The sequence below is a fragment of the Kitasatospora sp. NPDC056446 genome (assembly GCF_042796115.1).
Taxonomy (GTDB): Bacteria; Actinomycetota; Actinomycetes; order Streptomycetales; family Streptomycetaceae; genus Kitasatospora.
This window is the reverse complement of sequence record NZ_JBHTRF010000032.1, coordinates 43,339-70,132: the sequence shown is the minus strand read 5'-3', so window position 1 is coordinate 70,132 and position 26,794 is coordinate 43,339. Positions and strand designations below refer to the sequence as shown.

Here is a 26,794-nt window from a genome sequence, read left to right as displayed (position 1 = left end):
ACGCCGCCGCCGTGGCCGGGCTCACGCCGCCGCCCGCGGCCGGGCTCACGCCGCCAGCGCCTCCGCCGGGAGCGCGGCCAGGGCCCGCAGCAGCGCGCGGGCGGCCGCGTCGGTCTGCCGGAACCCCGGGGAGTCGGTGCGGGGGCGGGCGAAGGCGGCGGCGGCGCGCAGGCTGGTGTGCGGGCCGAGCGCGGTGCGGCGCGGGTGCGGGGCGCCGTCGAGGGCCGGGTCGAGCAGTCGGCCGTCGGCGGGGGCGATGGTGACCAGGCCGGAGCGGTGGGTGTAGTCCGGGTCGGTCACCACCTCCTCCAGGATCCGCCCGGCGCGGTGCAGTTCGCGCAGCACCGGGTCGAGGGTGCGGGCCAGGGCGTGCTTGGGCAGGTACGCCTCGACGAGCGCCGTCGCGTGGACGGTGTGGCCGGGCACGGTGGTGCCGGAGGCGCGCCAGGTGCCGGTGGCCTCGTCCCGGTCGACCCGGACGCCCGCGCCGAGGAAGCGGACCACGCCCGCCTCGGAGAGCGCGAGCAGCTGGCGCAGCCGGAACCCGGGCGGGCCGGAGGCGAGGAAGCTGAAGTAGCCGAAGAACCACTCGTCCACCTCCTCGGCGGTCGAGCGGGCGGTGAGCCGGCCGCTCGCCAGTACCCGGGGGAGCTGGCGGAACAGCGAGAGCAGGGCGAGGAAGGCGCCGAGGTCGGCGCTGTGGGCGGGGTCGGCGCGGCGGTCGGTGTCGGCGGTGACGTAGCCGCGCAGGTGCGCCTGGAGGTCCTCGGCGGAGTCGAGCGCGAGGCCGGCCAGCGGGTGGTCGAGCTGTTCGAAGTCGATCCGGTCGGCCGGATCGGGGACGGCCTCGGCGACCAGGGCGGCGAGTTCGGGGGTGTACCAGCCGTGCCGGTCGTACCGGTCCAGGAACTCCGGCCAGGGCAGGGCGGTGCGTCCGGGGTGGGCGTGGAACAGCTCGTGGTAGTGCCCGAAGGCGATCTCCTTGGCCATCAACGGCCAGAAGTCGCGCCGCAGTCGCAGCGGCCCCTCGGTGGCGAGCACGGCGTCCACGGCGGCCCCGTCGAAGTACCGGGGGAGCGGGGCGGGCGGCCCCTGGAGGCGGTAGCCGGTCTTGGAGTGGTACGGGACACCGCGCCGGGAGCCGAGGTGGAGCACCGGTTCGCGGCCGGACGGCCGGTAGCGCAGCGCGTCGCCCTCCCCGGTGGGTTCGAAGGAGCCGCCGCGGCCCTCGGTGAGCAGCGAGACCAGGTCGACGGAGGCCAGGCCGAGGCCGCGCAGCACCACCTGCTCGCCGGGGGCGATGCCCGCCAACTCGGCTGCCACGTCCGCGGAGTAGGCGGGCGGGAGGTGGAAGCGGCCGTGCCGGGCGGCGAACTCGGCGTCGGCGGCGTGGCGCGGGTGCGGGGCCGAGTCGAGGTGGCCGAGGGTGAGGACGACGTGGTCGGCGGTGAGCGTCCGGTCGCCGAGGTGGACGGTCTGCGGGCCGTCGGCCGGGCCGTCGACGCGCCGGACGGTGTCCCGGTGGACGGTGACGGCGATGTGCGGCGGCAGGTCGGCGACGGCGCGCCGGAACGCCCAGTCCAGGTAGGCGCTCTGGGCCCGCCGGGTGGGGAAGTCGTCGGGGGCGAGGGCGCGCAGTTCGGCCCGGACCTCAGGGTCGGCGACCTCCCGGTAGGGCGCGAACTCCTCCTGCCGGCCCGCCCATTCGGCGAGCGAGGGGCCGGGGCGGACCGGCCCTTCGAGGGTGGAGAGCTCGTCGGTGAACATGGTGACGTCCTCGGCCATCGAGTTCATCCGCAGCAGCGGGGACTGCTCCCGGCGCCAGATCCGGCCCGCGCCGGGCGGGTACGGGTCGACCAGGTGGATCTCCAACGGGCTTTCGGCGGGCAGGAGTTCGGCGGCGTTGGCGGCGATCCGCTCCAGCAGGACGGTGCCGCGCGGGCCGGCGCCGACGATGACCAGCGTCGTCATGCCCGCACCACCGATCGGACGGCCGCGCGGGCCCGTTGCAGCGGGGTGGGCGGCAGGCCGTCCCGGGTGGCGCCCTTGGCGAAGTGCCGCTCCACGTAGTACTGGCCGACGGACAGCACGGTGGTGACCACCAGGTACCAGATGGTGGCGACCATCAGCATCGGGATGACCCGGTACGACTGGAGGTAGACCAGCTGCACCGAGTACAGCAGGTCGGAGACCGCGAGCACGCTGACGATGCTGGTGCCCTTGAGCGCGCCGATCAGCATGTTCCCGGCGGTCGGCACGATCGCGCGCATCGCCTGCGGCACGATGATCCGGCGCAGCACCCGGCCGCGGCCGAGGCCGAGCGCGGCCGCCGCCTCCAGCTGGCCGCGGTCCACGGAGAGGATGCCGCCGCGGATCACCTCGGCGGCGTAGGCGGTCTCCAGCAGGGTGAGGCCGATGACGGCGGTCAGGGTGGGGCCGATCAGGTTGACCGTCTTGACCGTGACGAACTCGGGGCCGAACGGGATGCCGAGGCCGAGCGTCGGGTAGAGCGCGCCGATGTTGAAGAAGAACAGCAGCTGCACCAGCGGCGGGGTGGAGCGGAAGATCCAGATGTAGCCCCAACTGATCGTCCGCAGCACCGGGTTGGAGGACAGCCGCATGGTGGCGAGGACGGTGCCGAAGAGGAAGCCGAGGGCCAGGGTGGCGGCGGTCAGCCAGAGGGTGAGGGCGAGGCCGTTCAGGACGGACCGGGCGGTGAACCAGTCCGCGACCACGCTCCACTGGAAGGCCTTGTTGCGGATCACCGAGGTGACCGCCATCGCGGCCAGCAGCAGGGCGACGGCGGCGGCGGCCCACTGGCCGGGCTTGCGGCGGGCGACGATCCGGGGCTCGGGGTCGGCCGGCGGTGCGGGGTGGTCGAGCGGGGAGGGGGCGGGCAGGACGTCCTGCGGGGTGGCCATGGCGGAGGCTCCTGGCGGGAGTGCGGGCGGGGCGGGTACGGGGTCGGTCACGTACGGACGGCCTGGGCGCCGGCCCGCGTCCCTCAACGCGTCCGGCACGGTTGCACTGCACTCCACCGTGATCGTACGCATGCCCGTTCGAGGGCTGTCAAGGGTGGCCCGAGGGGCGGAAGCGGTCATCCGACGGCCGTCGGAGAAGTGACAGGAGATCGCAACAGTGCGGCAATGATGGACGGTTGACGCGGGACCGGGCGACTGCTCAACTTGAGGCCATGTACGCCGAGCAGCCCCTGGTCACCCGCGACCACATCGACTTCGGTCGAGTGTGGTCCGCGGCGTGTCGCGGCTGACCCGACAGCGGCCGCCCGTCCGGCCCTGATCCTCCTCGGCCCTGATCCCTTCGGGGAGCCTCCCTCGGTTTGCCCCGTCCCGGGCCGGGAGCCGCCGTCGTCGTCCGACGGCACGTCAGGCACTCGCCTGCGCCGACGAACCAGCACTGCGCTCCGGCAGTCCTCCCGCTCCGCCCGGCCCTTCGCCCTGCCCTCCCGCCCTTCGCCCCGCCCGCGCCACCGTCACGTGTTCGACGGCCGCTCCGCCGCGGCCTCCTCCGGCCTGCCCACCCGCAGCCCACCGGACCGCTCACCCGAAAGGTTCCGCCATGCCCGTCGAATTCCTCGGCATCGCCGCCACCGGCGATGGCTCGGAGACCACCCCGCGCACCACCGCCGCCTTCGACCGCGACTACACCCTGCGGCTGGCCCGGGCGCACGAGGACCACGGCTGGGACCGGGTGCTCTTCGCGTACGGGGCCGGCGCCCCGGAGCCGGCGGCCGCGGCGGCCTTCCTCGCCTCGCACCTCGACCGGCTGCAGATCCTGCTGGCGCACCGGCCGAACGTCTCCTACCCGACCTTCGCCGCCAAGACCTTCGCGACCCTGGACCGGATCAGCGACGGCCGGCTGACCGTGCACTTCATCACCGGCGGCAACGACCACGAGCAGCAGCGCGAGGGCGACTTCCTCACCAAGGACCAGCGCTACGAGCGGACCCGCGAGTACATCGGCATCGTGAAGAAGGCCTGGACCAGCCAGGAGCGCTTCGACCACGAGGGCACGTACTACCGCTTCGCGGACTTCGTCTCGGACGTCTTCCCGGTCCAGCAGCCGCGCCCGGCGGTCTCCTTCGGCGGCTCCTCGGACGCGGCCTACGCGGCCGGCGGCGCCGAGGCGGACATCTACTGCCTCTGGGGCGAGCCGCTGGCCCGCACCGCCGAGCAGATCGAACGGGTGCGGGAGGCGGCGCGGGCGGCCGGGCGGAGCGACCGGCCGCGGATCCAGGTGGCGTTCCGGCCGATCATCGCGCCGACCGAGGAACTGGCCTGGGAGAAGGCGCACCGCACGGTCGCCGCGATCCGGGCCCGCCGGGAGGCCGACCGGCCGGCGGACGGGGAGGCCGGGGCGGTGACGCCCGAGAACACCGGTTCGCGGCGGCTGATCGAGATAGCCGAGGCCGGCGACCGCTACGACCGCGCGCTGTGGACCCCGACCGCCGCGGCCACCGGCGGGGCGGGCAACTCCAACGCGCTGGTCGGCACCCCGGAGACGGTCGCCCAGGCACTGCTGGACTACTACGACCTCGGCGTGGACATCCTCTCCGCGCGCGGCTACGACCTGCTGGACGACGCGATCGACTTCGGCCGGTACGTCATCCCGATCGTCCGCGAGGAGGTCGCCAAGCGCGACGCCGCCAAGGCCGCGGCCGAACGGGAGGCCCGGGCCGAGCGCGACCGCCACCAGCTGATCGCGGTGCAGGCGTGAGCACGGCACCGGTGACCGGGTTCCGCCGGGTCACCGTCGACGACCCGCTGGCCGAGCCGCTGCTGCGCGAACTCACCCACGAGTACGTCACCCGGTACGGCCCCGAGGCGCACCGGGAGATGACCCGCTACCCGGCCGAGGCCTTCGCCGAGCCGCACGGCGTGCTCCTGCTGCTGCTGGAGGACGGCGAGCCGGTGGCCGGCGGCGCGTACAAGCGCTACGGCGAGCACACCGCCGAGGTGAAGCGGATGTGGACGCACTCCGCGCACCGCCGCCGGGGCCTGGCCCGCAAGGTCCTGGCCGAGCTGGAGCGGACCGCCGTCGCGGCGGGCTACCGCCGGTTCCACCTCACCACCGGCCCGCGCCAGCCCGAGGCCAGGGGCCTCTACCTGGCGTCCGGCTACACCCCGCTGTTCGACGTGACGGCCGACCCGCTGACCATCGGCCCGCTGCCGTTCGAGAAGCAGCTCGTCACCGGGCAGCTCGTCACCGGGCAGCCCGCCGACGGGCAGCCCACCACCGGGCGGCCCGCCGCCGAGCAGTTCGCCCACACCCCCTGAAAGGCACCCCGTGAGAAGCACCACCGTCCGCCGCCGCCTGCTCGCCGCCACCGCCCTGCTGCCGGTGCTGGCACTGGCCGCCTGCGGCTCGGACCCGAAGATCGCGGGCGCGGCGGGGGCGGGCGGCAGCGCCACCGCCGCCGAGGACGTCGTCTCCGGCGTCGCCGCCTCCCCGGCCGCGGTCGCGCTGCTGCCCGAGGACGTCCGCAAGGCCGGCAAGGTGACGTTCGGCTCGTCCTTCGGCGCGGCGCCCACCGCGTTCTACGTCGACCAGGTGAGCAAGAAGCCCGCCGGGATCGACGTGGACTTCACCGACGCGGTGGCCAAGGTGCTGGGCCTGACCGTGGACCGGCAGGAGGCCGCCTTCGAGACCATCCTCCCCGCCCTGGACAGCGGCAAGTTCGACGTCGGCACCGGCAACTTCGGGGTCACCGCGGCCCGGCTGAAGACCATCGACTTCGTCACCTACATCGACGACGGCCAGGGCTTCGCGGTGAAGAAGGACAACACGGCGATCCAGCCGGTCACCGACCTCGTCCAGCTCTGCGGGCTGACCATCGGCACCGGCGCCGGCACCACCTTCGAGAGCACCCTCAACAACCGCAAGAACGTCTGCGTCGACGCGGGGAAGAAGCCGTACGAGGTCAAGGCGTTCAGCGACAACGGCGCGCTGCTGACCAGCCTCCAGCAGGGGCGGGTGGACATCCAGATGTCCACCATCAACGGCCTGCGCCACCAGGCCGCGCAGGAGGCCTCCGGGATCCGCTTCCTCGGCGAGTTCCACCGCCTCGACGTCGGCTTCGCCTTCAAGAAGGGCTCGAAGCTCACCCCGGCCTTCCAGGCGGCGGTCAACCAGCTGATCAAGGACGGGACGTACGAGCGGATCCTGCGCAAGTGGGGGGTCGCCGACTCGGCGATCAAGGAGTCGCAGATCAGCCCGCCGGAGCACACGTGAGCACCGGCGTCCGAAGACAGGCCCCGAGGAGACCTCCGATGACCGCCACCACCGAGAGCCCCGCAGTCCCGGAGGCCCCCGCGGCCCCGGCCCGGCCGAGAGCCGGGGACGCCGTCGACCTGGACGACCTGGACGGCCTGCGGACCGTCCCCGCCCGGCACCCCTGGCGGTGGGGGGCCGGGATCGCCGCCCTGGTCGTCGTCGCCCAGTTCGCCCACGGCCTGGCCACCAACCCCGGCTGGGACTGGGCCACCTTCCGGCTCTACTTCACCGCCGACACGATCCTCCAGGCGATCGGCCGCACCCTCGAACTCACCGCCTACGGAACGCTGCTGGGCTTCCTGCTGGGCGCCGGGGTGGCCGCGATGCGGCTGTCCCGCAGCACGATCCTGCGGTCCATCGCCTGGGCGTACGTCTGGGTGTTCCGCTCGATCCCGCTGATCGTCCAGCTGGTGTTCTGGTTCAACCTCTCGTACCTCTACAAGCGGTTCGGGTTCGGCATCCCCTTCGGGCCGACCTTCGGCGAGTTCGAGACGGTCGGCGTGCTCAGCGCGCTCGGGGCCGCCGTGCTCGGCCTCGGGATGCACCAGGGCGCGTTCGCCGCCGAGATCATCCGCGGCGGCATCATCGCGGTGGACGCCGGCCAGCGGGAGGCCGCCGCCGCACTCGGCATCCCGCGCCTGCGGCAGGCCTGGCGGATCGTGCTGCCGCAGGCCATGCGGGGCATCCTGCCCGCCGCCGCGAACGAGCTGATCTCGCTGCTCAAGGGCACCTCGGTGGTCTACGTGATGGCCATCGGCGAGCTCTTCTACCAGACCCAGGTCATCTACGGCCGGACCGGCCGGGTGGTGCCGCTGCTGATGGTCGCCACCGTCTGGTACGTCGTGCTGACCACCGTGCTGTCGATCGGCCAGTACTACGTCGAACGCTTCTTCGCCCGGGGCGCGCAGCGCACCCCGCCGCCCACCCCGCTGCAGCGCCTCCGGACCTTCGTCGAGGGCCTCCGGGCCCGCTCCCAGCCCGCCGCCCGCACCTCCGGAGGACAGCCGTGACCGCCCTGACCAAGACCGAGCCGGCCACCGCGGCCCCGATGGTGCAGGTCCGCGGCCTGCACAAGAGCTTCGGACGGCTGGAGGTGCTGCGCGGCGTCGACCTGGACGTCCCGGCCGGCTCGGTGACCGTCGTGCTCGGCCCGTCCGGCTCCGGCAAGTCCACCCTGCTGCGCGCGATCAACCACCTGGAGAAGCTGGACCGCGGCCATGTCGCGATCGACGGCGAGCTGATCGGCTACCGGCGCTCCGGCAGCCGGCTGTACGAGCTCAAGGAGCGCGAGGTGCTGCGCCAGCGCACCGGCATCGGCTTCGTGTTCCAGAACTTCAACCTGTTCCCGCACCTCACCGTGCTGGAGAACCTGGTCGAGGCGCCGGTCGCCGCGCTGCGCCGGCCCCGGGCCGAGGCGAGGGCGGCGGCCCTGGCGCTGCTGGAGCGGGTCGGGCTGGCGGACAAGGCCGCCGCCTACCCCCGGCAGCTGTCCGGCGGGCAGCAGCAGCGGGTGGCGATCGCCCGGGCGCTGGCGCTGGAGCCGAAGGTGCTGCTGTTCGACGAGCCGACCTCGGCGCTCGACCCGGAGCTGGTCGGCGAGGTGCTGGACGTCATCAAGGACCTGGCCCGCAGCGGCACCACGATGATCGTGGTCACCCACGAGATCGGCTTCGCCCGTGAGGTCGCCGACACCGTGGTGTTCATGGACGACGGCGTGGTGGTCGAGCAGGGCCCGCCGTCCGAGGTCCTGGACCGGCCGCGGCACGAACGTACCCGGGCCTTCCTCGCCAAGGTCCTTTGAGCCGCTGAGCCGCTGAGCCGCTGAACCGGGCCGACCGCCCCTTCCCGCACGCCGCTTCCCGTACCCCGCTTCCCCTTCACCGAGCAGGAGACCCGCCATGTCCCTACCCCGTCGCGCCCTCGTGACCCCGGCCGCCGCGTTCGTCGCCGCCCTCGTCCTGGCGGGCTGCGGCAGCGGTGCCACGGGCGCCTCGGCGGAGCTCGCCCCGGCCAAGGGCAGCACCGCGCCGAACGGCACGGTGGTGAACCTGTCGCCGAACCAGGACCGGGTCACCTCGCCGAAAGTCGACGCGATCGCCGCGCTGGTTCCGGAGGAGATCAGAAAGAAGGGGACGCTGACCGTCGTCGACTCGATCGGCAGCACCCCGCCGCTGGACTTCTACGCCAACGACGACAAGACCATCATCGGCGTCGAGCCGGACATCGCCACCCTGGTCGGCAGCGTGCTCGGCCTCAAGGTCGAGTTCAACCCGGTCTCCTGGGAGAACATCTTCGTCGGCCTGGACAGCGGCAAGTACGACGTGGGCCTGTCCAACATCACGGTCACCGAGGCGCGCAAGGAGAAGTACGACTTCGCCACCTACCGGCTGGACGTCCTGGGCTTCGAGGCCAAGAAGGGCAGCGGCCTCAAGGTCACCGGCCCCAAGGACCTCGCGGGCAAGTCGGTGGGCGTCGCCACCGGCACCAACCAGGAGAAGCTGCTGGTCTCCTGGAGCGAGGAGGACGTCCGCAACGGCCTCAAGCCGATCGACATCAAGTACTTCCAGGGCACCGACTACTACCTGGCGCTCTCCTCCGGCCGGATCGAGGTCTACACCGGGCCCAACCCCAGCCTGGCCTTCCACGCCGTGCAGACCGGCGAGACCGAGGTCGTCGGCACCTACTCGGGCGGCGGGGCCGACGTCATCGGCAAGATCGCGGCGACCACGAAGAAGGACAACGGCCTGGTCAAGGCGCTCAACGCGGCGATCGAAGAGGTGATCAGGAACGGTTCGTACGGCCAGGTGCTCAAGCGCTGGGGCCTGGACAACGAGGCCGTGCAGAGCTCCGAGGTCAACCCGGCCGGCCTGCCCAAGCCCAAGCCGTAGCGCCCGGCGGGATCCGGGAGCGGGGGCCCGGCCCGCCGCCCCGGCCCGGGGCCGTTCACCCGTTCGTCCCCGGCCGCCGCTATGGTGACCCCTCCGCCGGGCGAACGCCGGGCGGAAGCGGGCGAGTTGGGGGAGGGCATGGAGAACGGCGAGGTGCTCGGCGGTCGCTTCCGGCTGGAGGAGCGGCTGGGCAGGGGCGGCTTCGGGGTGGTCTGGCGGGCGACCGACACGACCATCGACCGGGCGGTCGCGGTCAAGGTGCTGCTCGCCGAGCACGCCACCGACCGGGAGGCGGTCAGCCGGTTCGTCCGCGAGGCGAGGACGGCGGGCGGCCTCAACAACCCGCACATCGTGACCGTGTACGACTACGGGTGGACCGCGGCCGGCTCCGGGAGGATCCCGTACCTGGTGATGGAGCTGGTCCGCGGCCGGGCGCTGTCCGAGGTCCTCAAGGACGGGCAGCCCGACCACGCGAGGGGCCTGCGCTGGATCCGGCACGTCGGCAAGGCGCTGGACGCCGCGCACCGCTCGGGCATCGTCCACCGGGACATCAAGCCCGAGAACGTGATGGTCACCGAGGCGGCGGAGGGGGAGCGGGCCAAGGTCCTGGACTTCGGCATCGCCCGACTGGTCACCCAGACCGTCCGGCTCACCTCCACCGGGAACGTCGTCGGCACCGTCCCGTACCTCGCGCCCGAGTGCTGGTCCGGCGGCGTGGTGGACGGCCGGGCCGACCTCTACGCGCTCGGCGTCATGCTGTACGAACTCTGCACCGGCGCACGGCCGTTCCGCGCGAGCTCGGCCGCCGAGTACATGTACAAGCACCTGGAGGAGGTCCCGCCCCGGGTGCGCAGCAAGGACCCGGCCCTGGCCGACCTGGTCGCCCGGCTGCTCGCCAAACGGCCCGAGGACCGGCCCGCCGGCGCCGCCGAGGTGGTGGAGCTGCTGCGCGCGGTCCGGCCGGGGATGCTGCGCCCGGACGACCCCAGCCCGGAGCAGCTGCGCCGGCGGGCCGACCGGGCCTGGCAGCACGGCGCGGCCGGCGAGCCGGCCCAGGCGGTGGAGATCCTCACCGGCCTGGTCCCCGACTTCGCCCGGATCTGCGGCCCCGCCGACCCGCGCACCCTGCGCACCTGCCACGACCTGGCCCTCTGGCTGGCCCGGGACGGCAGCCCGGGTGCCGCCGTCGCCCTGCTGGACGAGCTGACGCAGGCGCCCGGCGCCGCCGCGCAGGCCCGGGCCGACGCGCGGCGCGACCTCGCGCACTGGCAGCGGGAGGTCGCCCGGCACGGCCCGGGCCGGCCGCGGACGCTGAGCCTGGGGGCGCTGCTCGGCGGCGCGCAGGGCGGCTGAGGCGCTCCCGGCGGCCTGCGGGCATCTCCGGGGGCACCTCCTTCCCGGCGGTGCCCGCGGGCCGTCGGCCGTGTTCCTCCCCGGCTGTCAACCGTGCGCGCCGCCGAGCCGGACCCCGGTCCGGGCCCGGAACCGGGAGGATTTCGCCCATCGGGACGGTCTGGTCCCGCCGCCCGATGCGTTGGTATACCTCGTTGCCAGAGTCGGGAGCGGTGTCCTTGCCGCCCCGGTGAGCTGCGACGAAAGGCTGGTGACGGATCGATGAAGCTCCTGCGCGTCGGACCCCCGGGCGCCGAACGCCCGGTCGTCCTGGGTGAGGACGGCACCGCGTACGACCTCTCCGGGCGGGCCCGTGACCTCGACGGGGCCTTCCTGGCCGGGCTGGACCCGGCCGCGCTGGCCCGGGACGTGGCCGCCGGCGTCCTGCCGGTGGCGGACCTGGACGGGCAGCGCGTGGGCGCGCCCGTGGCCCGGCCGGGGAAGGTGGTCGGCATCGGGCTCAACTACCGCGACCACGCGGCCGAGGCCGGGGCCGCGATCCCGGCCGAGCCGGTGATCTTCCTCAAGCCGAGCTCCACCGTGGTCGGCCCGTACGACGAGGTGCTGGTGCCGCGCGGCGGCGAGAAGACCGACTACGAGGCCGAGCTGGCCGTCGTGATCGGCCGCACCGCCCGCTACCTGGACTCGCACGCCGAGGCGGCCGGGGTGATCGCCGGCTACACGATCGCCAACGACGTGACCGAGCGGGCCTTCCAGTTCGAGCGCGGCGGCCAGTGGGACAAGGGCAAGTCGGCGGAGACCTTCACCCCGCTCGGGCCCTGGCTGGTCACCGCCGACGAGGTGCCGGACCCGCAGGCGCTGTCGCTGCGGCTCTGGGTCAACGGCGAGCGGCGCCAGCACGGCAGCACCCGGGAGATGGTCTTCCCGGTGCTCGAACTGGTCCGCTACGCGAGTCAGTTCATGGTGCTGGAGCCCGGTGACGTGATCATCACCGGCACCCCGGCCGGGGTCACCCTGGGCCGCCCCGGCACGCCGTTCCTCGCCCCGGGCGATGTCGTCGAGATCGAGATCGACGGTCTCGGCCGGCAGCGCCAGGTACTCGGCAAGGCGTAGCGGCACCGGCACCGGCACCGCGTCGCGCACGGCAGCGTCACGCACCGCCAAGGCGACGCGAGGCGAGGCGAGGCGAGGCGCACGGGCCGGCCCCGACCCCGGGCACGGGGGTCGGGGGCCTCAGCGCACGTCCAGTACCTCCCGCAGCCGCGCCGCGCGGGACGCGTCCGGGCCCTCCAGTGCGAGCAGCCCCGCCAGCACGTCCGCCGTCTGCGGATCGCGCAGCGCCGTCGCCGCCGCCATCGCCGTGAACTGGTCCACCAGCCAGTCGCGCAGCTCGGTCACCGGCAGCGCGCGCCCCTCGTCCAGCCAGCTCAGCGACGCGCCCTCGACCACCGAGATCCACGAGCGCACCAGCAGCGTCAGCAGCGGCCCGGCCTCCCGCACGCCCAGGTGGCGCAGGGTCAGCCGCAGCGCGGCCCGCCGGACGTCGTCGACGATCGCCGAGGTGCGGGCCGTCTCCACCACCGAACCGCCGCGCAGCAGCGCCGAGTAGCCCGCGTCGTGCTCGGCCACGAAGGCGAAGTAGCCGTCCAGCACGGCCGCCAGCTGCTCGGACGGCGTCCCGGACAGCCGGACGGCGAAGCGGCCGGACAGCTCCTCGGCCGCCGTGCGCAGCGCGGCCTCGTACAACTGCTGCTTGCCGCCCGCGAAGTAGCGGTAGACCAGCGGGCGGGACGCCCCGGCGGCCTCGGCGACGTCGTCCAGGCTGACCTCCTCGGGCGGCCGGGAGGCGAACAGCTCCAGGGCGACCGCGATCAGCTGCTCGCGCCGCTGTTGGACCGGCAGCCGCCGGTAGCCGGTGCGGCGGGGGCGCAGGCCGGGCAGGTCCGGGGCGGGCACCTGGTCGGACGCCGGGGCGGGGCGGGCTTCCATGGCGGTCAGCGTAATGGGCGTCGGACGGATCGGATCCTGTCGCGCCGGACGGATTTCCGCGGGCCGCCCCCGGGCGAGCGGACCGGTGGACGCCGCAGGCGGAAGGGGGTTGCAATCGGGCCGTGCCACGAAATGATGTCGGAATGGTTGAAGAACTGATCACCGCCGACGGCAGCACCCCGCGCCGTATCGCGGACGGTTACGTCCGCGCCCTGGCCGAGCTCGACCCGCTGACCGCGGTCTACCTCGGCCTCAACCCCGAGGACGACCGGCTGCCCGACCTCTCCCCGGCCGGGGCCCGGGCGATCGCCGACCTTGCCCGCCGCACCCTGGCACAGCTCGACGAGGCCGAACGGGCCGGCGCCGCCGAGGACGAGTCCGAGCGCCGCTGCGCCCGGCTGCTGCGCGAGCGGCTGACCGCCGAACTCGCCGTCCACGACGCGGGGGAGCACTTCCGCGCGGTGCGCAACCTGGGCTCCCCGGTGCACGACCTGCGGGAGTCCTTCACGCTGATGGCCACCGGCACCGAGGCCGAGTGGCAGGTGGTCGGCCGTCGGCTGGAGAAGGTCCCGGTGGCGTTGGAGCAGTACCGGCAGACCCTGGCCGAGGGCATCGAGCGCGGCCTGCTGTCCGGCCCGCGTCAGGTGACCACGGTGGTCGGCCAGATCGCCGAGTGGCTGGAGGGCGGCGCCCCGGCCGAGGACGCGACGGGCGACGGGCACCGGGCCGGCTGGTTCGGGCAGTTCGTCCAGGACGCCCCGGAGGCCGTGCGCCCCGCACTGCTCGGGCACGCGGTGGCCGCCACCGAGGCGCTGGCCGCGCTGCGCGACTGGCTGCGCGACGTCTACGGCCCGGCCGCCGCCGGCACCCCGGACGCGGTGGGCCGCGAGCGCTACCGCCGGTGGGTCCGTTACTGGTCCGGCGCCGATCTGGACCTGGACGAGGCGTACACCTGGGCCTGGACCGAGTTCCACGACCTGCTGGCCCAGATGCGCACCGAGGCCGACAAGGTCCTCCCCGGCGCCGACCCGATGGCGGCGATGGCCTGGCTGGGCACCGACGGCCCGTCCGTCGAAGGCGCCGAGGGCATCCGGGAGTACCTCCAGGGCCTGATGGACCAGGCGGTCCGGGACCTCCAGGGCACCCACTTCGACCTGGCCGAGCCGATCACCCTGGTCGAGTCCAGGATCGCCCCGGCCGGCAGCGCCGCCGCGCCGTACTACACCCCGCCGTCGCTGGACTTCACCCGTCCCGGCCGGACCTGGCTGCCGCTGCTCGGCCGGGAGCGCTTCCCGCTCTGGGACCTGGTCTCGATCTGGTACCACGAGGGCGTTCCGGGCCACCACCTCCAGCTCGCGCAGTGGAACTACGTCGCCGACCGGCTCTCCACCTACCAGGTGAGCCTCGGCGGGGTCAGTGCCAACCTGGAGGGCTGGGCGCTGTACGCCGAACGCCTGATGGACGAGCTCGGCTACCTCACCGACCCGGGCCAGCGCCTCGGCTACCTCAACGCCCAGATGATGCGGGCGCTGCGGGTCATCGTCGACATCGGCATGCACGCGGGCCTGGACTTCCCGGCGGACTCCCCGTACAAGCCGGGCGAGCCGGTGGACCCGGAGAACGCCCGCGAGTTCTTCGGGCTGTACTGCGGCCAGACCGTCGACTTCCTGGACAGCGAGCTGGTCCGCTACCTGGGCATGCCCGGCCAGGCGATCGGCTACAAGCTCGGCGAGCGCGCCTGGCTGCGCGGCCGGGCGGCGGCGCGGGCGGCGCACGAGGCGCGCGGCGAGGAGTTCGACCTCAAGGCCTGGCACATGGCGGCGCTCTCGCAGGGCTCGCTGGGGCTGGACGACCTGGTGGCGGAGCTCTCGGCGCTGTAGCCGTAGGTGTAGCCGGAGCGGCACGGAGCGGCACGGAGCGGCACGGAGCGGCACGGACGTCGCACGGACCAGGGCCCCGGGGCTCCTCCCGGAGTCCCAGGGCCCTGGTCCTTTTGTCCCGTAAGCCCGATTTGGTGAGGTTTTTCCTTGCCTTTCCCTCGGGCCCGGGTATTGGCTGGAAGGCGACTGCGTGACCTCTCCGTACCACCCCGGGAGGCTTGACCCGTGTCTGCGCAACCCGCAACCGGTCATGAGGGCGCGGACACCCGCCGCTGGTGGGCGCTGGCCGTCATCGCCATCGCCCAGCTCATGATCGTCCTCGACATCACCATCGTGAACATCGCGCTGCCGTCCGCCCAGCGGGACCTGGGCATCTCCGACGCCGACCGGCAGTGGGTGATCACCGCCTACACGCTCGCCTTCGGCGGCCTGCTGCTGCTCGGCGGACGACTGGGCGACCTCTTCGGCCGCAAGCGCGTCTTCACCATCGGCCTGTTGGGCTTCGCCCTCGCCTCCGCCCTCGGCGGCGCGGCGGTCGACCCGACCATGCTCTTCGGCGCCCGTGCCCTCCAGGGCGCGTTCGGCGCCCTGCTCGCGCCCTCCGCGCTGGGGCTGCTCTCCACCACCTTCTCCGACCCGAAGGAACGCAGTACGGCCTTCGGCATCTTCGGCGCGATCGCCGGTGGCGGCGCCGCGATCGGCTTCATCGCGGGCGGTCTGCTCACCGAGTACCTGAACTGGCGCTGGTGCCTGTTCGTCAACGCCCCGATCGCCGTCGCCACCGCCTTCGCGGCCTTCTCCGTGCTGCAGCGCGACCACGTGGCCAAGGGGAACCGGGTCCGGCTGGACCTGCCGGGGGCGCTGCTCGGCTGCGGCGGCCTGCTGGCCATCGTGTTCGGCACCTCGGAGGCCGTGACCCGGGGCTGGGTCGACGGCCTGGTGCTCGGCTCGCTGCTCCTGGGCGTGGCGCTGCTCGCGGTGTTCGTGCTGGTGGAGCGGCGCAGCGCGCACCCGCTGCTGCCGGTGCACATCGTCGCGGACCGCAACCGCGGCGGCGGCGCGCTCTCGGTCGGCCTGGCCATGGTCGGCATGTTCGGCCTGTTCCTGTTCCTGACGTACTACCTCCAGGCGATCAAGCACTTCTCGCCGATCGTGTCCGGGCTCTCCTTCCTGCCCATGACGGCCGCCATCGTGATCAGTTCGACGGGCATCGCGGCCCGGCTGATGACCAGGGTGCCGTCCCGGAACCTGATCGCACCGGGGCTGCTGCTCGCCGGGGCCGGCATGGCCTGGCTGACCCAGATGAAGGTGGACAGCCCGTGGGCGGGCATGGTGCTGCCCGCCGAGCTGCTGCTCGGCTTCGGCATGGGCCTGGTCTTCATGCCGGCGATGAGCCTGGCCACCCTCGGGGTCGCCCCGAACGAGGCCGGTGCGGCCTCGGCCACCATCAACTCGGCCCAGCAGGTGGGCGGTTCGTTCGGCACGGCGCTGCTGAACACCATCGCGGCCAGTGCCACCGCGACCTTCCTGGCGACCCGGATCGCCTCCGACCCGGCGGTCCGGGCCCAGGGCGCGGTGCACGGCTACGTGGTGGCGACCTGGGTGGCGATGGGCATCCTGCTGCTGGCCGCGCTGGTCGCCTTCGTGATGATCGACCACCGGCCGGAGACGGGCGGGGCCACCGCCGTCGAGGGCGGTCCGGAGGAGGCGGCGGCGGTCGCCGGCGTCCGGGCCGTGGACGGGCGGCCGAGCCCCCGGGCTGCGGCCATGGCCGACGTGAAGGCCAACGTCCGGGCGGGTGACGCGGTGCGGACGGAAGCGGGGGCGGAGCGGCCACCGGCCGATTGAAAGTTTCAGCAAGGTCTTGCAGTCAACCTCCGGCGCCTGCTTGACTCCTGGCCACCGTCCAGGGATCAAGGAGGCGCCGCCGTGCTGCCCGAGACCACACCGTCCGACGCCGTGCCGGCCACCGCCGCGTCGCCGGAGTTCGACCTGCTCGTCGTCGGCGGCTCCGGAGTGGACACCGTCGTCCGGGTCGACCGGCTGGAGATCCCCTCCGGCGACTCGCAGTTCGTCGGCCCGGTGCACGACTACGTCGGCCACACCGGCACCGGGGTCGCCCTCGGCGCCCACCACCTCGGCCTGCGCACCGCCTTCCTCGACTTCCTGGGCGACGACCCGCAGGGCGCTCAGGTCCGGGCCGCCCTCGCCCGCCACGGCCTGCACTTCGCCCACCTGGTGAGCCCGTACGGCACCCCGCGCGGGGTCAACCTGGTGGACGCGGCCGGCCGGCGGTTCTCCTTCTTCGACGGCCGCCACCCCGCCGACCTGCGACTGCCCCGCGACTTCACCCTGCCGTACGCCGAGCGCAGCCGGCACGTCCACCTGTCCATCACCGGCGTCAACCGGGACATGTACGCCGACCTGCACCGGCTCGGCCGCGGCACCTCCACCGACCTGCACGACTGGGACGGCGCCGACCCGCACCACCGCGACTACGCGCTCGGCTCCGACCTGGTCTTCCTCTCGGTGGCCGGCTGCCGCGGCCGGCACGAGCAGGTGATGCGCGCGATCCTCGCCGAGGGCCGGGCGCGGGTGGTCACCGCCACCGCGGGCGCCGAGGGCTGCTTCGTGCTCACCCGCGAGGACACCGCGCCGCGCCACCTGCCGGCCGTCGACCCGGGCCGCCCGGTGCTGGACACCAACGGCGCGGGGGACGCCTTCGTCTCCGGCTTCCTCTACGCCTGGTTCCGCGGCCGCCCGCCGCTGGACTGCGCCCGGGCCGGCTCGGCGGCCGGGGCCTTCGCCTGCACCGCCGCCGGGACGCACACCGCCTTCATCGGCGCCGCCGGGCTCGACGCGGTGCCGAACGGCGGCTGACCGGGCGGGCGGTGGGCCGGACAGGCGGTGGGCCGGGCCCGGGCGTGACGGATTTCTCATCGAGCTCCAAGCATCCGGTAACGACCTTTCCAGGCTGAGGCGTCATAGTCGTTGACCGAACGCCGCCACCGACCCCGGTAGGAGAGACAGGCATGGGTCAGCACCGCCGCCAGAGGTCCCGCCGCAGCCTGCTGGCTCCGACGCTGCTCACCGCGCTGTCCGCCCTCGTGGTGGCCGCGGTGGTGACCGGCACGCACGGGCTGGACCTGTCCGACGCGACGGCCGCCGGGAAGGCGGCCCGCAGCACCCGCGCCGCCGTCGTGCCCGCCCCGAGCGGCGACGCGGCGGCGCCCGCCCCGATCGCGGCCCCCACGTCGGCCCCCGTGCCGACCGACACCCCGGCCCCGTCCGACCCGCCCGCGCCCGCCCCCGAGGACACCCCGGCGGCCCCGGCGGCGGCCCCGGTGACGGCGGCGCCCGCCCCCGGGACCCACAGCGCCGCCCTCGGCACCACCGCCGCCGCCCCCAACGCGGGCGAAAGCGCCACCGTCGGCGCGCTGTTCAGCGGCGCGGTGGCGGCCGGCAACCACTTCTGCACCGCCAGCGTGCTGCACAGCGCCACCGGCAACCTGCTGCTGACCGCCGCGCACTGCCTCAACAGCACCGACGGCGTGACCTTCGCGCCCGGCTACCGGGACGGCTCCGCCCCGTACGGCACCTGGCAGGTCACCGCGATCCACACCACCGCGGGCTGGTCCCAGAAGGGCGACGCGGACGAGGACTTCGCGATCCTGGAGACCGCCCCCAGCAACGGCCGCAAGGTCGAGGACGTGGTCGGCGGCAACCGGCTGGGCGCCGACGAGCCCTTCGGCGCCACCGTCCGCCTCTACGGGTACCCGGCCGACGCCGAGACGCCCAACCTCTGCACCAACGCCACCGACCAGCAGAGCTCCTACCAGCGGGTCATCCAGTGCCCGTCCTACCCGTCCGGCACCAGCGGGGGCCCCTGGATCAACGCCGCCACCGGCGACGTGGTCGGCGCCATCGGCGGCTACCAGCAGGGCGGCGACACCGACGACGTCTCCTACAGCGCCTACTTCGACCACACCATCGCGACCCTCTACAACCAGGCCGAGGCGTCCGCCTCCTGACCGTCCGGGGCCCGCCCGCGCCACGGCCGGGCGGGCCGTCACGGCAGGGCCCGGCCCGGCCCGCGAACCGTGCCCGGAAAACGAAGAAGGCCCAGACCGTGGATCAACTCCACTGATCTGGACCTCACTTGCACTTCCTGCGAAGTGCCCCCGGTAGGATTCGAACCTACGCACCCGCCTCCGGAGGGCGGTGCTCTATCCCCTGAGCTACGGGGGCCTATTGGCCGGTCGGTCGCTCGCGCTTCCGATGTGAGAACACTACCAGGCCCGGGCCGTGGTCCGTGCACGGGTTTCCCGGAAGATCGTCGGGGCGGCGGAGGCGGGGCGGCGGAGCGGAAGTGCCCAAAGGCCGGACGGGGCGGTGGGCCCGCGGATAACCTCGGTGAGGTGTCGGGAGTGTCCGGGCGGGTCCTCGTGGTGGACGACAGCGAGGTGATCCGCCAGCTGATCAGGGTCAACCTGGAGCTCGAGGGCTTCGAGGTGGTGACCGCCGCCGACGGCGCCGAGTGCCTGGAGGTCGTCCGCCGGGTGAAGCCCGACCTGGTGACGCTGGACGTGATGATGCCGCGGCTGGACGGTCTGCGGACGGCGGCCCGGCTGCGGGCGACGCCGGACACCAGCCGGCTGCCGATCGCGATCGTGAGCGCCTGCACCCCGGCGGACCTGGACCTGGGGGACGCGGTCGGTGTGGACGGCTACCTCGGCAAGCCCTTCGACCCGGCCGACCTGGTGGCCCTGGTCCGGCGCCTGATCCGGCCCGGCGCGGAACCGGGTGCGGAACGCGGTGTGGAACGCGGGGTGGAACGCGGGGTCGAACGCGCGCAGGCCGGCCCGGAGCCCGGTGCGGGGCTCGGCGGGCGGCCCGAGGGGCGGCCCCGGGCGTTTCGCCCTGAGCGAACAGAGCGGAGCGATCACGGCTGAGACCCCCCGGGGCGGACGGCGCGTGGCCGCCCGCGGACGTCTCAACCGGTAAACCGGGTGGCGGGCGGGCACCCCGTCTCGCCTACGCTTGGCGTCGTGACCCCCGCAGACCTTTCCCAGGCAGTCCAGGCCGCAGTGAGCGCCGCCGTCGAGGCGGGCGAGCTGACCGTCGCCGTGCCCGAGCACGTGACGGTCGAGCGGCCCAAGAACAGGGACCACGGCGACTACGCGGTCAACGTGGCCCTCCAGCTCGCCAAGGCGGCCGGCAAGCCGCCGCGAGCCATTGCCGAGGTCCTGGCCGGGCGCCTGCGAGGGATCACCGGCGTCGCCAAGGTCGACATCGCCGGTCCGGGCTTCCTGAACATCACCCTGGACGCCGCCACCGCCGGCGCGCTGGCGCGCACCGTCGTCGAGGCGGGCGAGGCCTACGGCCGCAACGAGGCGCTCAAGGGCCTCAAGATCAACCTGGAGTTCGTCTCCGCCAACCCGACCGGCCCGATCCACATCGGCGGCGTCCGCTGGGCCGCCGTCGGCGACTCGCTGGCCCGGGTGCTGCGGGCCTCCGGCGCCGACGTCACCACCGAGTACTACCTCAACGACGCCGGTGTGCAGATCTCCAAGTTCGCCGCCTCGCTGCAGGCCGTCGCGAACGGCGGCGAGGCGCCCGAGGGCGGCTACGTCGGCGAGTACATCGCCGACATCGCCAAGGCGCTCACCGACGCGATCCCGGGCGTGCTCGACCTGCCCGAGGCCGAGCAGCTGGAGGTCTTCCGCACCGAGGGCCTCAAGCTCATGGTCGCCGAGATCAAGCGCTCGATGGAGGAGTTCGGCACCCACTTCGACGTCTGGTTCTCGGAGAAGTCGCTGCACGACTCCGGCGCCGTCGGGCAGGCCATGGACCGGCTGCGCGAGCAGGGCCACGTCTTCGAGAACGACGGCGCGGTCTTCCTGCGCACCACCGACTTCGGCGACGACAAGGACCGCGTCCTGGTCAAGGCCGACGGCGACACCACCTACTTCGCCGCCGACGCCGCGTACTACCTGTCCAAGCGGGACCGCGGCGCCGAGGTCGCGCTCTACATGCTGGGCGCCGACCACCACGGCTACGTCAACCGCCTCAAGGCCATCTCGGCCTGCGCGGGCGACGACATGGACCACAACATCGAGGTGAAGATCGGCCAGTTCGTGAAGATGCTTCGCGACGGCGAAGAGGTCCGCATGTCCAAGCGGGCCGGCAACATCATCACGATCGACGACGTCGTCGAGTGGATCGGCGTCGACGCGGCCCGCTACACCCTGGCGCGGTCCTCCACGGACTCGACGATCACGCTGGACATCGACATCCTGACCAGCCAGACCAACGAGAACCGGGTCTACTACGTCCAGTACGCCCACTCGCGGATGTGCGCCGTCCAGCGCAACGCCGACGACCAGGGCATCACCCGCGGCTCGGCCGAGGACTTCAAACCGGAGCTGCTGGCCTCCGAGTGGGAGTCCGACCTGCTCGGCCACCTCGGCGAGTTCCCGCGCGTGCTGGCCGCGGCCGGCGAGCTGCGCGAGCCGCACCGGGTCGCCGTGTACCTGGAGGAGCTGGCGGGCAAGTACCACCGCTTCTACGACAACTGCCGCATCCTGCCCCGGGGCGACGAGGAGGTCACGGACCTCACGCGCGCCCGGCTCTGGCTGGCCGACGCCACGCGCACCGTGCTCGCCAACGGCCTCACGCTCCTGGGCGTGACGGCGCCCGAGCGGATGTAAGTACCACCCCCAAGCGCACCAGCAGGGGGCGGCTGACGGTCAACGAGGACCGTCGCCGCCCCTCGCCATAGGTCTCGAAGGACTTCGGACATGAGTCGCTCCGCACACCCCGCAGGCCCCCGTCACGGCGACGTCCTGCCCGAGGGCCACTACCAGGCCCCGCCCGCCGACCTGAACGCGCTCGACCCCAAGGTCTGGTCGCGCACCGTCACCCGCGACGCGGAGGGCGTGGCCACCGTCGGCGGGATCGGCGTCAAGCAGCTGGCCGCCGAGTTCGGCACCCCGGCGTACGTGCTGGACGAGGAGGACTTCCGCACCCGGGCGCGCGCCTGGCGGGACGCCTTCGGCACCGAGGCGGACGTCTACTACGCCGGCAAGGCGTTCCTCTCCAAGGCGATCGTGCGCTGGCTGCACGAGGAGGGGCTCAACCTCGACGTGTGCAGCGTCGGCGAGCTGGCGGTGGCGCTGGCCGCCGGGATGCCGCCGGCGCGGATCGCGCTGCACGGCAACAACAAGTCGGTGGACGAGCTGGAACACGCGGTGAAGACCGGTGTCGGGCACATCGTGGTCGACTCCTACGAGGAGATCGAGCGGCTGGCCGCGATCGCCGCCCGCCAGGGCGTGCGCCAGCAGGTGCTGATCCGGGTCACCGTCGGCGTCGAGGCGCACACCCACGAGTTCATCGCGACGGCGCACGAGGACCAGAAGTTCGGGCTGTCGCTGACAGGGGGAGCGGCCGCCGAGGCGGTGCGCCGGGTGCTCGGCCACGACAGCCTGGAGCTGCGCGGCATCCACTCGCACATCGGCTCGCAGATCTTCGACACGGCCGGCTTCGAGGTGGCCGCCCGCCGGGTGGTCGGCCTGCTGGCGCAGGTCCGCGACGAGCACGGCGTCGAGCTGCCCGAGATCGACCTCGGCGGCGGCCTGGGCATCGCCTACACCAGCGAGGACGACCCGCGCGAGCCGGCCGAGATCGCGGCCGCGCTGGCCGACATCGTCCGCCGCGAGTGCGCCGCCGCGCACCTGGAAGCCCCCCGGCTGAGCGTGGAGCCGGGCCGGGCGATCGTCGGCCCGACGGCGTTCACGCTGTACGAGGTCGGCACCGTCAAGCCGCTGGAGGGCCTGCGCACCTACGTCAGCGTGGACGGCGGGATGTCCGACAACATCCGCACCGCGCTGTACGACGCCGAGTACTCGGTGGCCCTGGTGTCGCGGACCAGCGAGGCCGAGCCGATGCTGGTCAGGGTGGTCGGCAAGCACTGCGAGTCCGGCGACATCGTCGTCCGGGACGCCTTCCTGCCGGCCGACCTCGCCCCGGGCGACCTGATCGCGGTGCCCGCCACCGGCGCGTACTGCCGCTCGATGGCGAGCAACTACAACCACGCCCTGAAGCCCCCCGTGGTGGCCGTCAAGGACGGCGCGGCCCGGGTGATCGTCCGGCGCGAGACGGAGGAGGATCTCCTGCGTCTCGATATCGGATGACGAAATCCTTGTCTCAGATCATGGAACGACCGTAGATCCGTGCGGAAAGTCCCGGAGACTGGTACGGACCGAAGTTCCCGGCGGCCCCGGAAAATCCGCCGGAAATACCGAAGCACGATGAATGCAGAGCGGAGTCGGATGATGCGTACGCGCCCGCTGAAGGTGGCGTTGCTGGGTTGTGGTGTGGTGGGCTCCGAGGTGGCGCGCATCATGACGACGACGGCCGACGACCTCGCCGCCCGCATCGGTGCCCCGGTGGAGCTGGCCGGGATCGCGGTCCGCCGCGCCGGGCGGGCGCGCCCGGGCGTGCCCGAGCACCTGATCACCACCGACGCCGAGGCCCTGGTCAACCGGGGCGACATCGACGTGGTGGTCGAGGTCGTGGGTGGCATCGAGCCGTCCAAATCCCTGCTCCTCTCGGCCTTCGAGCAGGGTGCCTCGGTGGTCAGCGCCAACAAGGCGCTGCTCGCCAAGGACGGCACCGAACTGCACGCCGCGGCCGCCCGGGCCGGCGTGGACCTGTACTACGAGGCCGCGGTGGCGGGGGCGATCCCGCTGCTGCGCCCGCTGCGCGAGTCGCTCGCCGGCGACAAGGTCAACCGGGTGCTGGGCATCGTGAACGGCACCACCAACTTCATCCTCGACAAGATGGACACCACCGGCGCCGGCTACTCGGAGGCGCTGGAGGAGGCCACCGCGCTGGGCTACGCCGAGGCCGACCCGACGGCCGACGTCGAGGGCTTCGACGCCGCCGCCAAGGCCGCGATCCTGGCCGGCATCGCCTTCCACACCGAGGTCACCGCGGCGGACGTCTACCGCGAGGGCATCACCGAGGTCACCGCGGCCGACATCGCCTCCGCCAAGGAGATGGGCTGCGTGGTCAAGCTGCTCGCGATCTGCGAGCGGGCGGCCGACGGCGAGTCCGTCACCGCCCGGGTCCACCCGGCGATGATCCCGCTCTCGCACCCGCTGGCCTCCGTCCGCGAGGCGTACAACGCGGTGTTCGTCGAGGCCGAGGCGGCCGGCCGGCTGATGTTCTACGGCCCGGGCGCGGGCGGCTCGCCGACCGCCTCCGCGGTGCTCGGCGACCTGGTCGCGGTCTGCCGCAACAAGCTGGCCGGTGCCACCGGCCCCGGTGACTCCGTGTACACCCAGCTGCCCGCCAAGCCGATGGACGAGGTGGTCACCCGCTACCACGTCAGCCTGGACGTGGACGACCGCGCGGGTGTGCTCGCCCAGGTGGCGTCCGTCTTCGCCGAGCACGGCGTCTCCATCGACACCGTGCGCCAGCAGGGCCGCGACGGCGACGCCTCGCTCGTCGTGGTCACCCACCGTGCCACCGACGCCGCGCTGTCGGCGACGGTCGACAAGCTCCGCGCGCTGGACAGCGTGCGGGACGTGGCCAGCATCATGCGGGTCGAAGGGGAATAAGGAACAGCCATGAACGCCGTTGCCGAGAACGTCGTCCGAGGCGCGCACACCCACCAGTGGCGCGGCCTGATCGAGGAGTACCGGGACCGCCTGCCGGTCACCGCGGCCACCCCGGTGGTCACCCTGCTGGAGGGCGGCACGCCCCTGGTCCCCGCCCAGGTGCTCTCCGAGCGCACCGGCTGCGAGGTCTACCTCAAGGTCGAGGGCGCCAACCCGACCGGTTCCTTCAAGGACCGCGGGATGACGATGGCCATCTCCAAGGCCAAGGAGGAGGGCGCGCAGGCGGTCATCTGCGCGTCCACCGGCAACACCTCGGCCTCCGCCGCCGCGTACGCGGTGCGGGCCGGGATGGTCTCCGCGGTGCTCGTCCCGCAGGGCAAGATCGCCCTCGGCAAGATGGGCCAGGCGCTGGTGCACGGCGCCCGGATCCTCCAGGTCGACGGGAACTTCGACGACTGCCTCACCCTTGCGCGTGAACTGTCCGAGAAGTACCCGGTGGCCCTGGTCAACTCGGTGAACCCGGTGCGGATCGAGGGCCAGAAGACCGCGGCCTTCGAGATCGTCGACATGCTCGGCGACGCCCCGGACATCCACGTCCTGCCGGTCGGCAACGCGGGCAACATCACCGCCTACTGGAAGGGCTACCGCGAATATGCCGCGGACGGCCTCTCCTCGCGCAACCCGCGGATGTGGGGTTTCCAGGCCTCCGGTTCGGCCCCGATCGTGGACGGCGCGCCGGTGCTCAAGCCGCAGACCATCGCGACCGCGATCCGGATCGGCAACCCGGCCTCCTGGGACTTCGCGCTTGCCGCCCGGGACGAGTCCGGCGGCCTCATCGACAAGGTGACGGATCGTCAGATCCTGTCCGCCTACCGGCTGTTGGCCTCGCAGGAGGGCGTCTTCGTGGAGCCCGCCTCGGCCGCCTCGGTGGCCGGTCTGCTGGCGAAGGCGGAGGCCGGCCTGGTCGACCCGGGCCAGCGGATCGTCTGCACCGTGACCGGCAACGGCCTCAAGGACCCGGACTGGGCGGTGGCCGGCGCGCCGCAGCCGCAGATCGTCCCGGTCGACCCGGAGACCGCGGCCCGCAGCCTCGGCCTGCTCGACCGGTAACGGGCCCGGTGCCCCGACGGGCCGACCCTTTCGGGGGTCGGCCCGTCGGAGTTCTCCATTGACACTTCCGTGTCGATTCCGCGTCGTATTCCGATCCGGTTCCGGCTCTCCCCTTGACGGAGGGGGGTGCGCATTCCGGCCAGAACCGGCAACACACCGGACCGGAGGCCCACGGGGTGTACCGCTCGGGAACCTCTCTTCGATACTCTGGCTTCGGCCGTGTGGCACATGCCCCGGGCCCGGCTCCGTCCGGGCCGCGCCGACGACTGTGACCGCCCGCCCCGACGGGGCCGCGGTCCTTTCCCCCACCCTCGCACCGACGACGCGCTCCGCGCCGCCCGAATTCCCCAGGAGAGTCCACCGCATGGCCGGTCCCGCGTTCCGTGCCGCCGCCGTCCGGGTCCGGGTTCCCGCGACCAGTGCCAACCTCGGCCCGGGCTTCGACGCCTTCGGACTCGCGCTGGGTCTGTACGACGACGTCGTCGTCCGGGTCGCCGACTCCGGCCTCTCCGTCGACATCGCCGGCGAGGGCGCCGGGACGCTGCCGCGCGACGAGCGCCACCTGCTGGTCCGCTCGATGCGCGCCGCCTTCGACCTGCTCGGCGGCCAGCCGCGCGGCCTCGAAGTGGTCTGCGCCAACCGGATACCGCACGGCCGGGGCCTCGGATCCTCCTCCGCCGCCATCTGCGCCGGCATCGTGGCCGCCCGCGCGGTCACCATCGGCGGCCCGTCCGCGCTGGACGACGACGCGCTGCTGGCGCTCGCCTCCGAACTGGAGGGCCACCCGGACAACGTCGCGGCCTGCCTGCGCGGCAACTTCACCATCGCCTGGACCGACGAGGAGTCCGCCAAGGCGGTCGCCCTGGAGCCGTCCGAGCAGGTCGTCCCGGTGGTGTTCGTCCCGGCCGGCGAGGTGCTCACCGAGACCGCCCGCGGCCTGCTGCCGAAGACCGTCCCGCTGGCCGACGCCGCCGTCAACGCCGGCCGCTCCGCACTGCTGGTGGAGGCGCTGACCCGGCGGCCCGACCTGCTCTTCGCCGCCACCGAGGACCGCCTGCACCAGGACTACCGCTCCTCCGCCATGCCGGACAGCGCCGCGCTGGTCGGCGCCCTGCGCGCGGAGGGCGTCCCCGCGGTCATCTCCGGCGCCGGCCCGACCGTGCTGGCGCTCACCGACGAGGCCGGCGTCGACAAGGTGCTCTCCTTCGCCGGGCACCACGGCCACGGCGGCGACCCGGCGTTCGCCGCGCACCGGCTGGACGTCGACCGCGCCGGGGCCGTGGTGCTCCCGCTGGACGCCTGACCAGCCCCGAAGACGCCCGTCCGGGCCCGGCACGGCACCGTGCCGAGCCCGGTCCGCCGGACACGATTGGCAAGCGCAAGGCTGGGGAATGTCTGAGGGGGTCGGTAGTGTTAACCTCATTGCTGCACCAGGTGCCCTCCGGGGCTCGGTGCGCCGCGTCCCGATCCCAGCGCTCCACTGCCGTGGAGTCCCGGCGATTTACGGGGCGACGATTCTCCGGGAGCCCACCGCAGCGCGTACGCAGCCTGCCTGCGCGACACGCGGCCGCATCCCGAAGCCGTGACGGCACCTGATTCCCACCCGCAGCCTCCCAACCCGGAGGCCAGGACGGGCGGAGCGCGGGCCACCGTCACG

Annotated in this window: 21 protein-coding genes and 1 tRNA gene; 18 read left to right on the top strand and 4 right to left on the bottom strand. The window is 73.5% G+C overall.

What is annotated here, in order from left to right; translation table 11 throughout:
- Window positions 1-45: 45 nt before the first annotated feature.
- A complete protein-coding gene (locus ACFQ6N_RS21225) occupies window positions 46-1,971 on the bottom strand; it encodes an FAD/NAD(P)-binding protein (RefSeq protein WP_380651009.1) in 1,926 nt (641 codons plus the stop codon).
- Window positions 1,968-2,921 carry an amino acid ABC transporter permease gene (locus ACFQ6N_RS21220; protein WP_380651006.1) on the bottom strand — a complete coding sequence of 318 codons (954 nt, stop codon included), beginning with the start codon at window positions 2,919-2,921 and terminating at the stop codon, window positions 1,968-1,970. Before ACFQ6N_RS21220 ends, ACFQ6N_RS21225 begins: the two co-directional genes overlap by 4 nt.
- Before the next feature lie 658 nt (window positions 2,922-3,579).
- On the opposite strand from ACFQ6N_RS21220, the gene ACFQ6N_RS21215 reads away from it, so the two are divergent.
- From ACFQ6N_RS21215 to ACFQ6N_RS21180, 8 genes are all read left to right on the top strand, one after another.
- The gene (locus tag ACFQ6N_RS21215; RefSeq protein ID WP_380651003.1) at window positions 3,580-4,737 is read left to right on the top strand and encodes an LLM class flavin-dependent oxidoreductase; all 1,158 of its coding nucleotides are present in this window, start codon (window positions 3,580-3,582) and stop codon (window positions 4,735-4,737) included.
- Complete coding sequence (locus ACFQ6N_RS21210) at window positions 4,734-5,297, top strand: GNAT family N-acetyltransferase (protein WP_380651000.1); 564 nt, start codon at window positions 4,734-4,736, stop codon at window positions 5,295-5,297. Before ACFQ6N_RS21215 ends, ACFQ6N_RS21210 begins: the two co-directional genes overlap by 4 nt.
- Window positions 5,298-5,307: 10 nt before the next feature.
- The gene (locus ACFQ6N_RS21205) at window positions 5,308-6,252 is read left to right on the top strand and encodes an ABC transporter substrate-binding protein (protein WP_380650997.1); all 945 of its coding nucleotides are present in this window, start codon (window positions 5,308-5,310) and stop codon (window positions 6,250-6,252) included.
- 38 nt (window positions 6,253-6,290) lie between these two features.
- The gene (locus tag ACFQ6N_RS21200) at window positions 6,291-7,304 is read left to right on the top strand and encodes an amino acid ABC transporter permease (RefSeq protein WP_380650994.1); all 1,014 of its coding nucleotides are present in this window, start codon (window positions 6,291-6,293) and stop codon (window positions 7,302-7,304) included.
- 38 nt (window positions 7,305-7,342) lie between these two features.
- Entirely contained in the window at window positions 7,343-8,095 is a 753-nt protein-coding gene (locus tag ACFQ6N_RS21195; RefSeq protein WP_380651061.1) for an amino acid ABC transporter ATP-binding protein, read from the top strand.
- Window positions 8,096-8,192: 97 nt separating this feature from the next.
- Entirely contained in the window at window positions 8,193-9,182 is a 990-nt protein-coding gene (locus ACFQ6N_RS21190) for an ABC transporter substrate-binding protein (protein ID WP_380650991.1), read from the top strand.
- A gap of 138 nt (window positions 9,183-9,320) precedes the next feature.
- Complete coding sequence (locus ACFQ6N_RS21185; protein ID WP_380650988.1) at window positions 9,321-10,535, top strand: serine/threonine-protein kinase; 1,215 nt, start codon at window positions 9,321-9,323, stop codon at window positions 10,533-10,535.
- Window positions 10,536-10,796: 261 nt separating this feature from the next.
- Window positions 10,797-11,648 carry a fumarylacetoacetate hydrolase family protein gene (locus ACFQ6N_RS21180; protein WP_380650985.1) on the top strand — a complete coding sequence of 284 codons (852 nt, stop codon included), beginning with the start codon at window positions 10,797-10,799 and terminating at the stop codon, window positions 11,646-11,648.
- 120 nt (window positions 11,649-11,768) lie between these two features.
- On the opposite strand, the gene ACFQ6N_RS21175 is transcribed toward ACFQ6N_RS21180, so the two are convergent.
- Window positions 11,769-12,524, bottom strand: coding sequence for a TetR/AcrR family transcriptional regulator (locus ACFQ6N_RS21175; protein ID WP_380650982.1), 756 nt, complete (start codon window positions 12,522-12,524; stop codon window positions 11,769-11,771).
- A 143-nt stretch (window positions 12,525-12,667) separates the two neighbouring features.
- On the opposite strand from ACFQ6N_RS21175, the gene ACFQ6N_RS21170 reads away from it, so the two are divergent.
- The 4 genes from ACFQ6N_RS21170 (at window position 12,668) to ACFQ6N_RS21155 (ending at window position 18,435) form a co-directional block, all read left to right on the top strand.
- A complete protein-coding gene (locus tag ACFQ6N_RS21170; protein ID WP_380650979.1) occupies window positions 12,668-14,404 on the top strand; it encodes a DUF885 domain-containing protein in 1,737 nt (578 codons plus the stop codon).
- 309 nt (window positions 14,405-14,713) lie between these two features.
- On the top strand, window positions 14,714-16,252 hold the full coding sequence (locus ACFQ6N_RS21165; RefSeq protein ID WP_380651057.1) for an MFS transporter: 1,539 nt from the start codon (window positions 14,714-14,716) through the stop codon (window positions 16,250-16,252).
- Window positions 16,253-16,333: 81 nt separating this feature from the next.
- Window positions 16,334-17,284, top strand: a complete 951-nt coding sequence (locus tag ACFQ6N_RS21160; RefSeq protein ID WP_380650976.1) for a carbohydrate kinase family protein — start codon at window positions 16,334-16,336, stop codon at window positions 17,282-17,284.
- 152 nt (window positions 17,285-17,436) lie between these two features.
- Window positions 17,437-18,435 carry a trypsin-like serine peptidase gene (locus ACFQ6N_RS21155; RefSeq protein WP_380650974.1) on the top strand — a complete coding sequence of 333 codons (999 nt, stop codon included), beginning with the start codon at window positions 17,437-17,439 and terminating at the stop codon, window positions 18,433-18,435.
- Window positions 18,436-18,580: 145 nt separating this feature from the next.
- Here ACFQ6N_RS21155 and ACFQ6N_RS21150 read toward each other — a convergent pair.
- A tRNA-Arg gene (locus ACFQ6N_RS21150) sits at window positions 18,581-18,652 on the bottom strand.
- Between the two features lie 170 nt (window positions 18,653-18,822).
- Between ACFQ6N_RS21150 and ACFQ6N_RS21145 the strand changes: the two genes are divergently transcribed.
- The 6 genes from ACFQ6N_RS21145 (at window position 18,823) to thrB (ending at window position 26,440) form a co-directional block, all read left to right on the top strand.
- Window positions 18,823-19,356 (top strand): PleD family two-component system response regulator, encoded by a 534-nt coding sequence (locus tag ACFQ6N_RS21145; RefSeq protein ID WP_380650971.1) that lies wholly within the window; start codon window positions 18,823-18,825, stop codon window positions 19,354-19,356.
- 96 nt (window positions 19,357-19,452) lie between these two features.
- Window positions 19,453-21,114, top strand: a complete 1,662-nt coding sequence (gene argS / locus ACFQ6N_RS21140) for an arginine--tRNA ligase (protein WP_380650968.1) — start codon at window positions 19,453-19,455, stop codon at window positions 21,112-21,114.
- 90 nt (window positions 21,115-21,204) lie between these two features.
- Window positions 21,205-22,596, top strand: coding sequence for a diaminopimelate decarboxylase (gene lysA / locus ACFQ6N_RS21135; protein WP_380650966.1), 1,392 nt, complete (start codon window positions 21,205-21,207; stop codon window positions 22,594-22,596).
- A gap of 138 nt (window positions 22,597-22,734) precedes the next feature.
- The gene (locus tag ACFQ6N_RS21130) at window positions 22,735-24,027 is read left to right on the top strand and encodes a homoserine dehydrogenase (RefSeq protein WP_380650963.1); all 1,293 of its coding nucleotides are present in this window, start codon (window positions 22,735-22,737) and stop codon (window positions 24,025-24,027) included.
- Window positions 24,028-24,036: 9 nt separating this feature from the next.
- Window positions 24,037-25,137: a threonine synthase gene (gene thrC, locus ACFQ6N_RS21125; protein WP_380650960.1), complete on the top strand. Its 1,101-nt coding sequence runs from the start codon at window positions 24,037-24,039 to the stop codon at window positions 25,135-25,137.
- Between the two features lie 364 nt (window positions 25,138-25,501).
- Window positions 25,502-26,440 carry a homoserine kinase gene (gene thrB, locus ACFQ6N_RS21120; protein WP_380650958.1) on the top strand — a complete coding sequence of 313 codons (939 nt, stop codon included), beginning with the start codon at window positions 25,502-25,504 and terminating at the stop codon, window positions 26,438-26,440.
- Window positions 26,441-26,794 lie beyond the last annotated feature (354 nt).

Excerpts from the sequence above, each read along its gene's own strand:
- ACFQ6N_RS21225 (WP_380651009.1), bottom strand. The coding sequence starts at position 1,971 with ATGACGACGCTGGTCATCGTCGGCGCCGGCCCGCGCGGCACCGTCCTG.
- ACFQ6N_RS21220 (WP_380651006.1), bottom strand. The coding sequence starts at position 2,921 with ATGGCCACCCCGCAGGACGTCCTGCCCGCCCCCTCCCCGCTCGACCAC.
- ACFQ6N_RS21215 (WP_380651003.1), top strand. The coding sequence starts at position 3,580 with ATGCCCGTCGAATTCCTCGGCATCGCCGCCACCGGCGATGGCTCGGAG.
- ACFQ6N_RS21200 (WP_380650994.1), top strand. The coding sequence starts at position 6,291 with ATGACCGCCACCACCGAGAGCCCCGCAGTCCCGGAGGCCCCCGCGGCC.
- ACFQ6N_RS21195 (WP_380651061.1), top strand. The coding sequence starts at position 7,343 with ATGGTGCAGGTCCGCGGCCTGCACAAGAGCTTCGGACGGCTGGAGGTG.
- ACFQ6N_RS21190 (WP_380650991.1), top strand. The coding sequence starts at position 8,193 with ATGTCCCTACCCCGTCGCGCCCTCGTGACCCCGGCCGCCGCGTTCGTC.
- ACFQ6N_RS21185 (WP_380650988.1), top strand. The coding sequence starts at position 9,321 with ATGGAGAACGGCGAGGTGCTCGGCGGTCGCTTCCGGCTGGAGGAGCGG.
- ACFQ6N_RS21180 (WP_380650985.1), top strand. The coding sequence starts at position 10,797 with ATGAAGCTCCTGCGCGTCGGACCCCCGGGCGCCGAACGCCCGGTCGTC.
- ACFQ6N_RS21175 (WP_380650982.1), bottom strand. The coding sequence starts at position 12,524 with ATGGAAGCCCGCCCCGCCCCGGCGTCCGACCAGGTGCCCGCCCCGGAC.
- ACFQ6N_RS21170 (WP_380650979.1), top strand. The coding sequence starts at position 12,668 with ATGGTTGAAGAACTGATCACCGCCGACGGCAGCACCCCGCGCCGTATC.
- ACFQ6N_RS21165 (WP_380651057.1), top strand. The coding sequence starts at position 14,714 with ATGATCGTCCTCGACATCACCATCGTGAACATCGCGCTGCCGTCCGCC.
- ACFQ6N_RS21155 (WP_380650974.1), top strand. The coding sequence starts at position 17,437 with ATGGGTCAGCACCGCCGCCAGAGGTCCCGCCGCAGCCTGCTGGCTCCG.
- lysA (WP_380650966.1), top strand. The coding sequence starts at position 21,205 with ATGAGTCGCTCCGCACACCCCGCAGGCCCCCGTCACGGCGACGTCCTG.
- ACFQ6N_RS21130 (WP_380650963.1), top strand. The coding sequence starts at position 22,735 with ATGATGCGTACGCGCCCGCTGAAGGTGGCGTTGCTGGGTTGTGGTGTG.
- thrC (WP_380650960.1), top strand. The coding sequence starts at position 24,037 with ATGAACGCCGTTGCCGAGAACGTCGTCCGAGGCGCGCACACCCACCAG.
- thrB (WP_380650958.1), top strand. The coding sequence starts at position 25,502 with ATGGCCGGTCCCGCGTTCCGTGCCGCCGCCGTCCGGGTCCGGGTTCCC.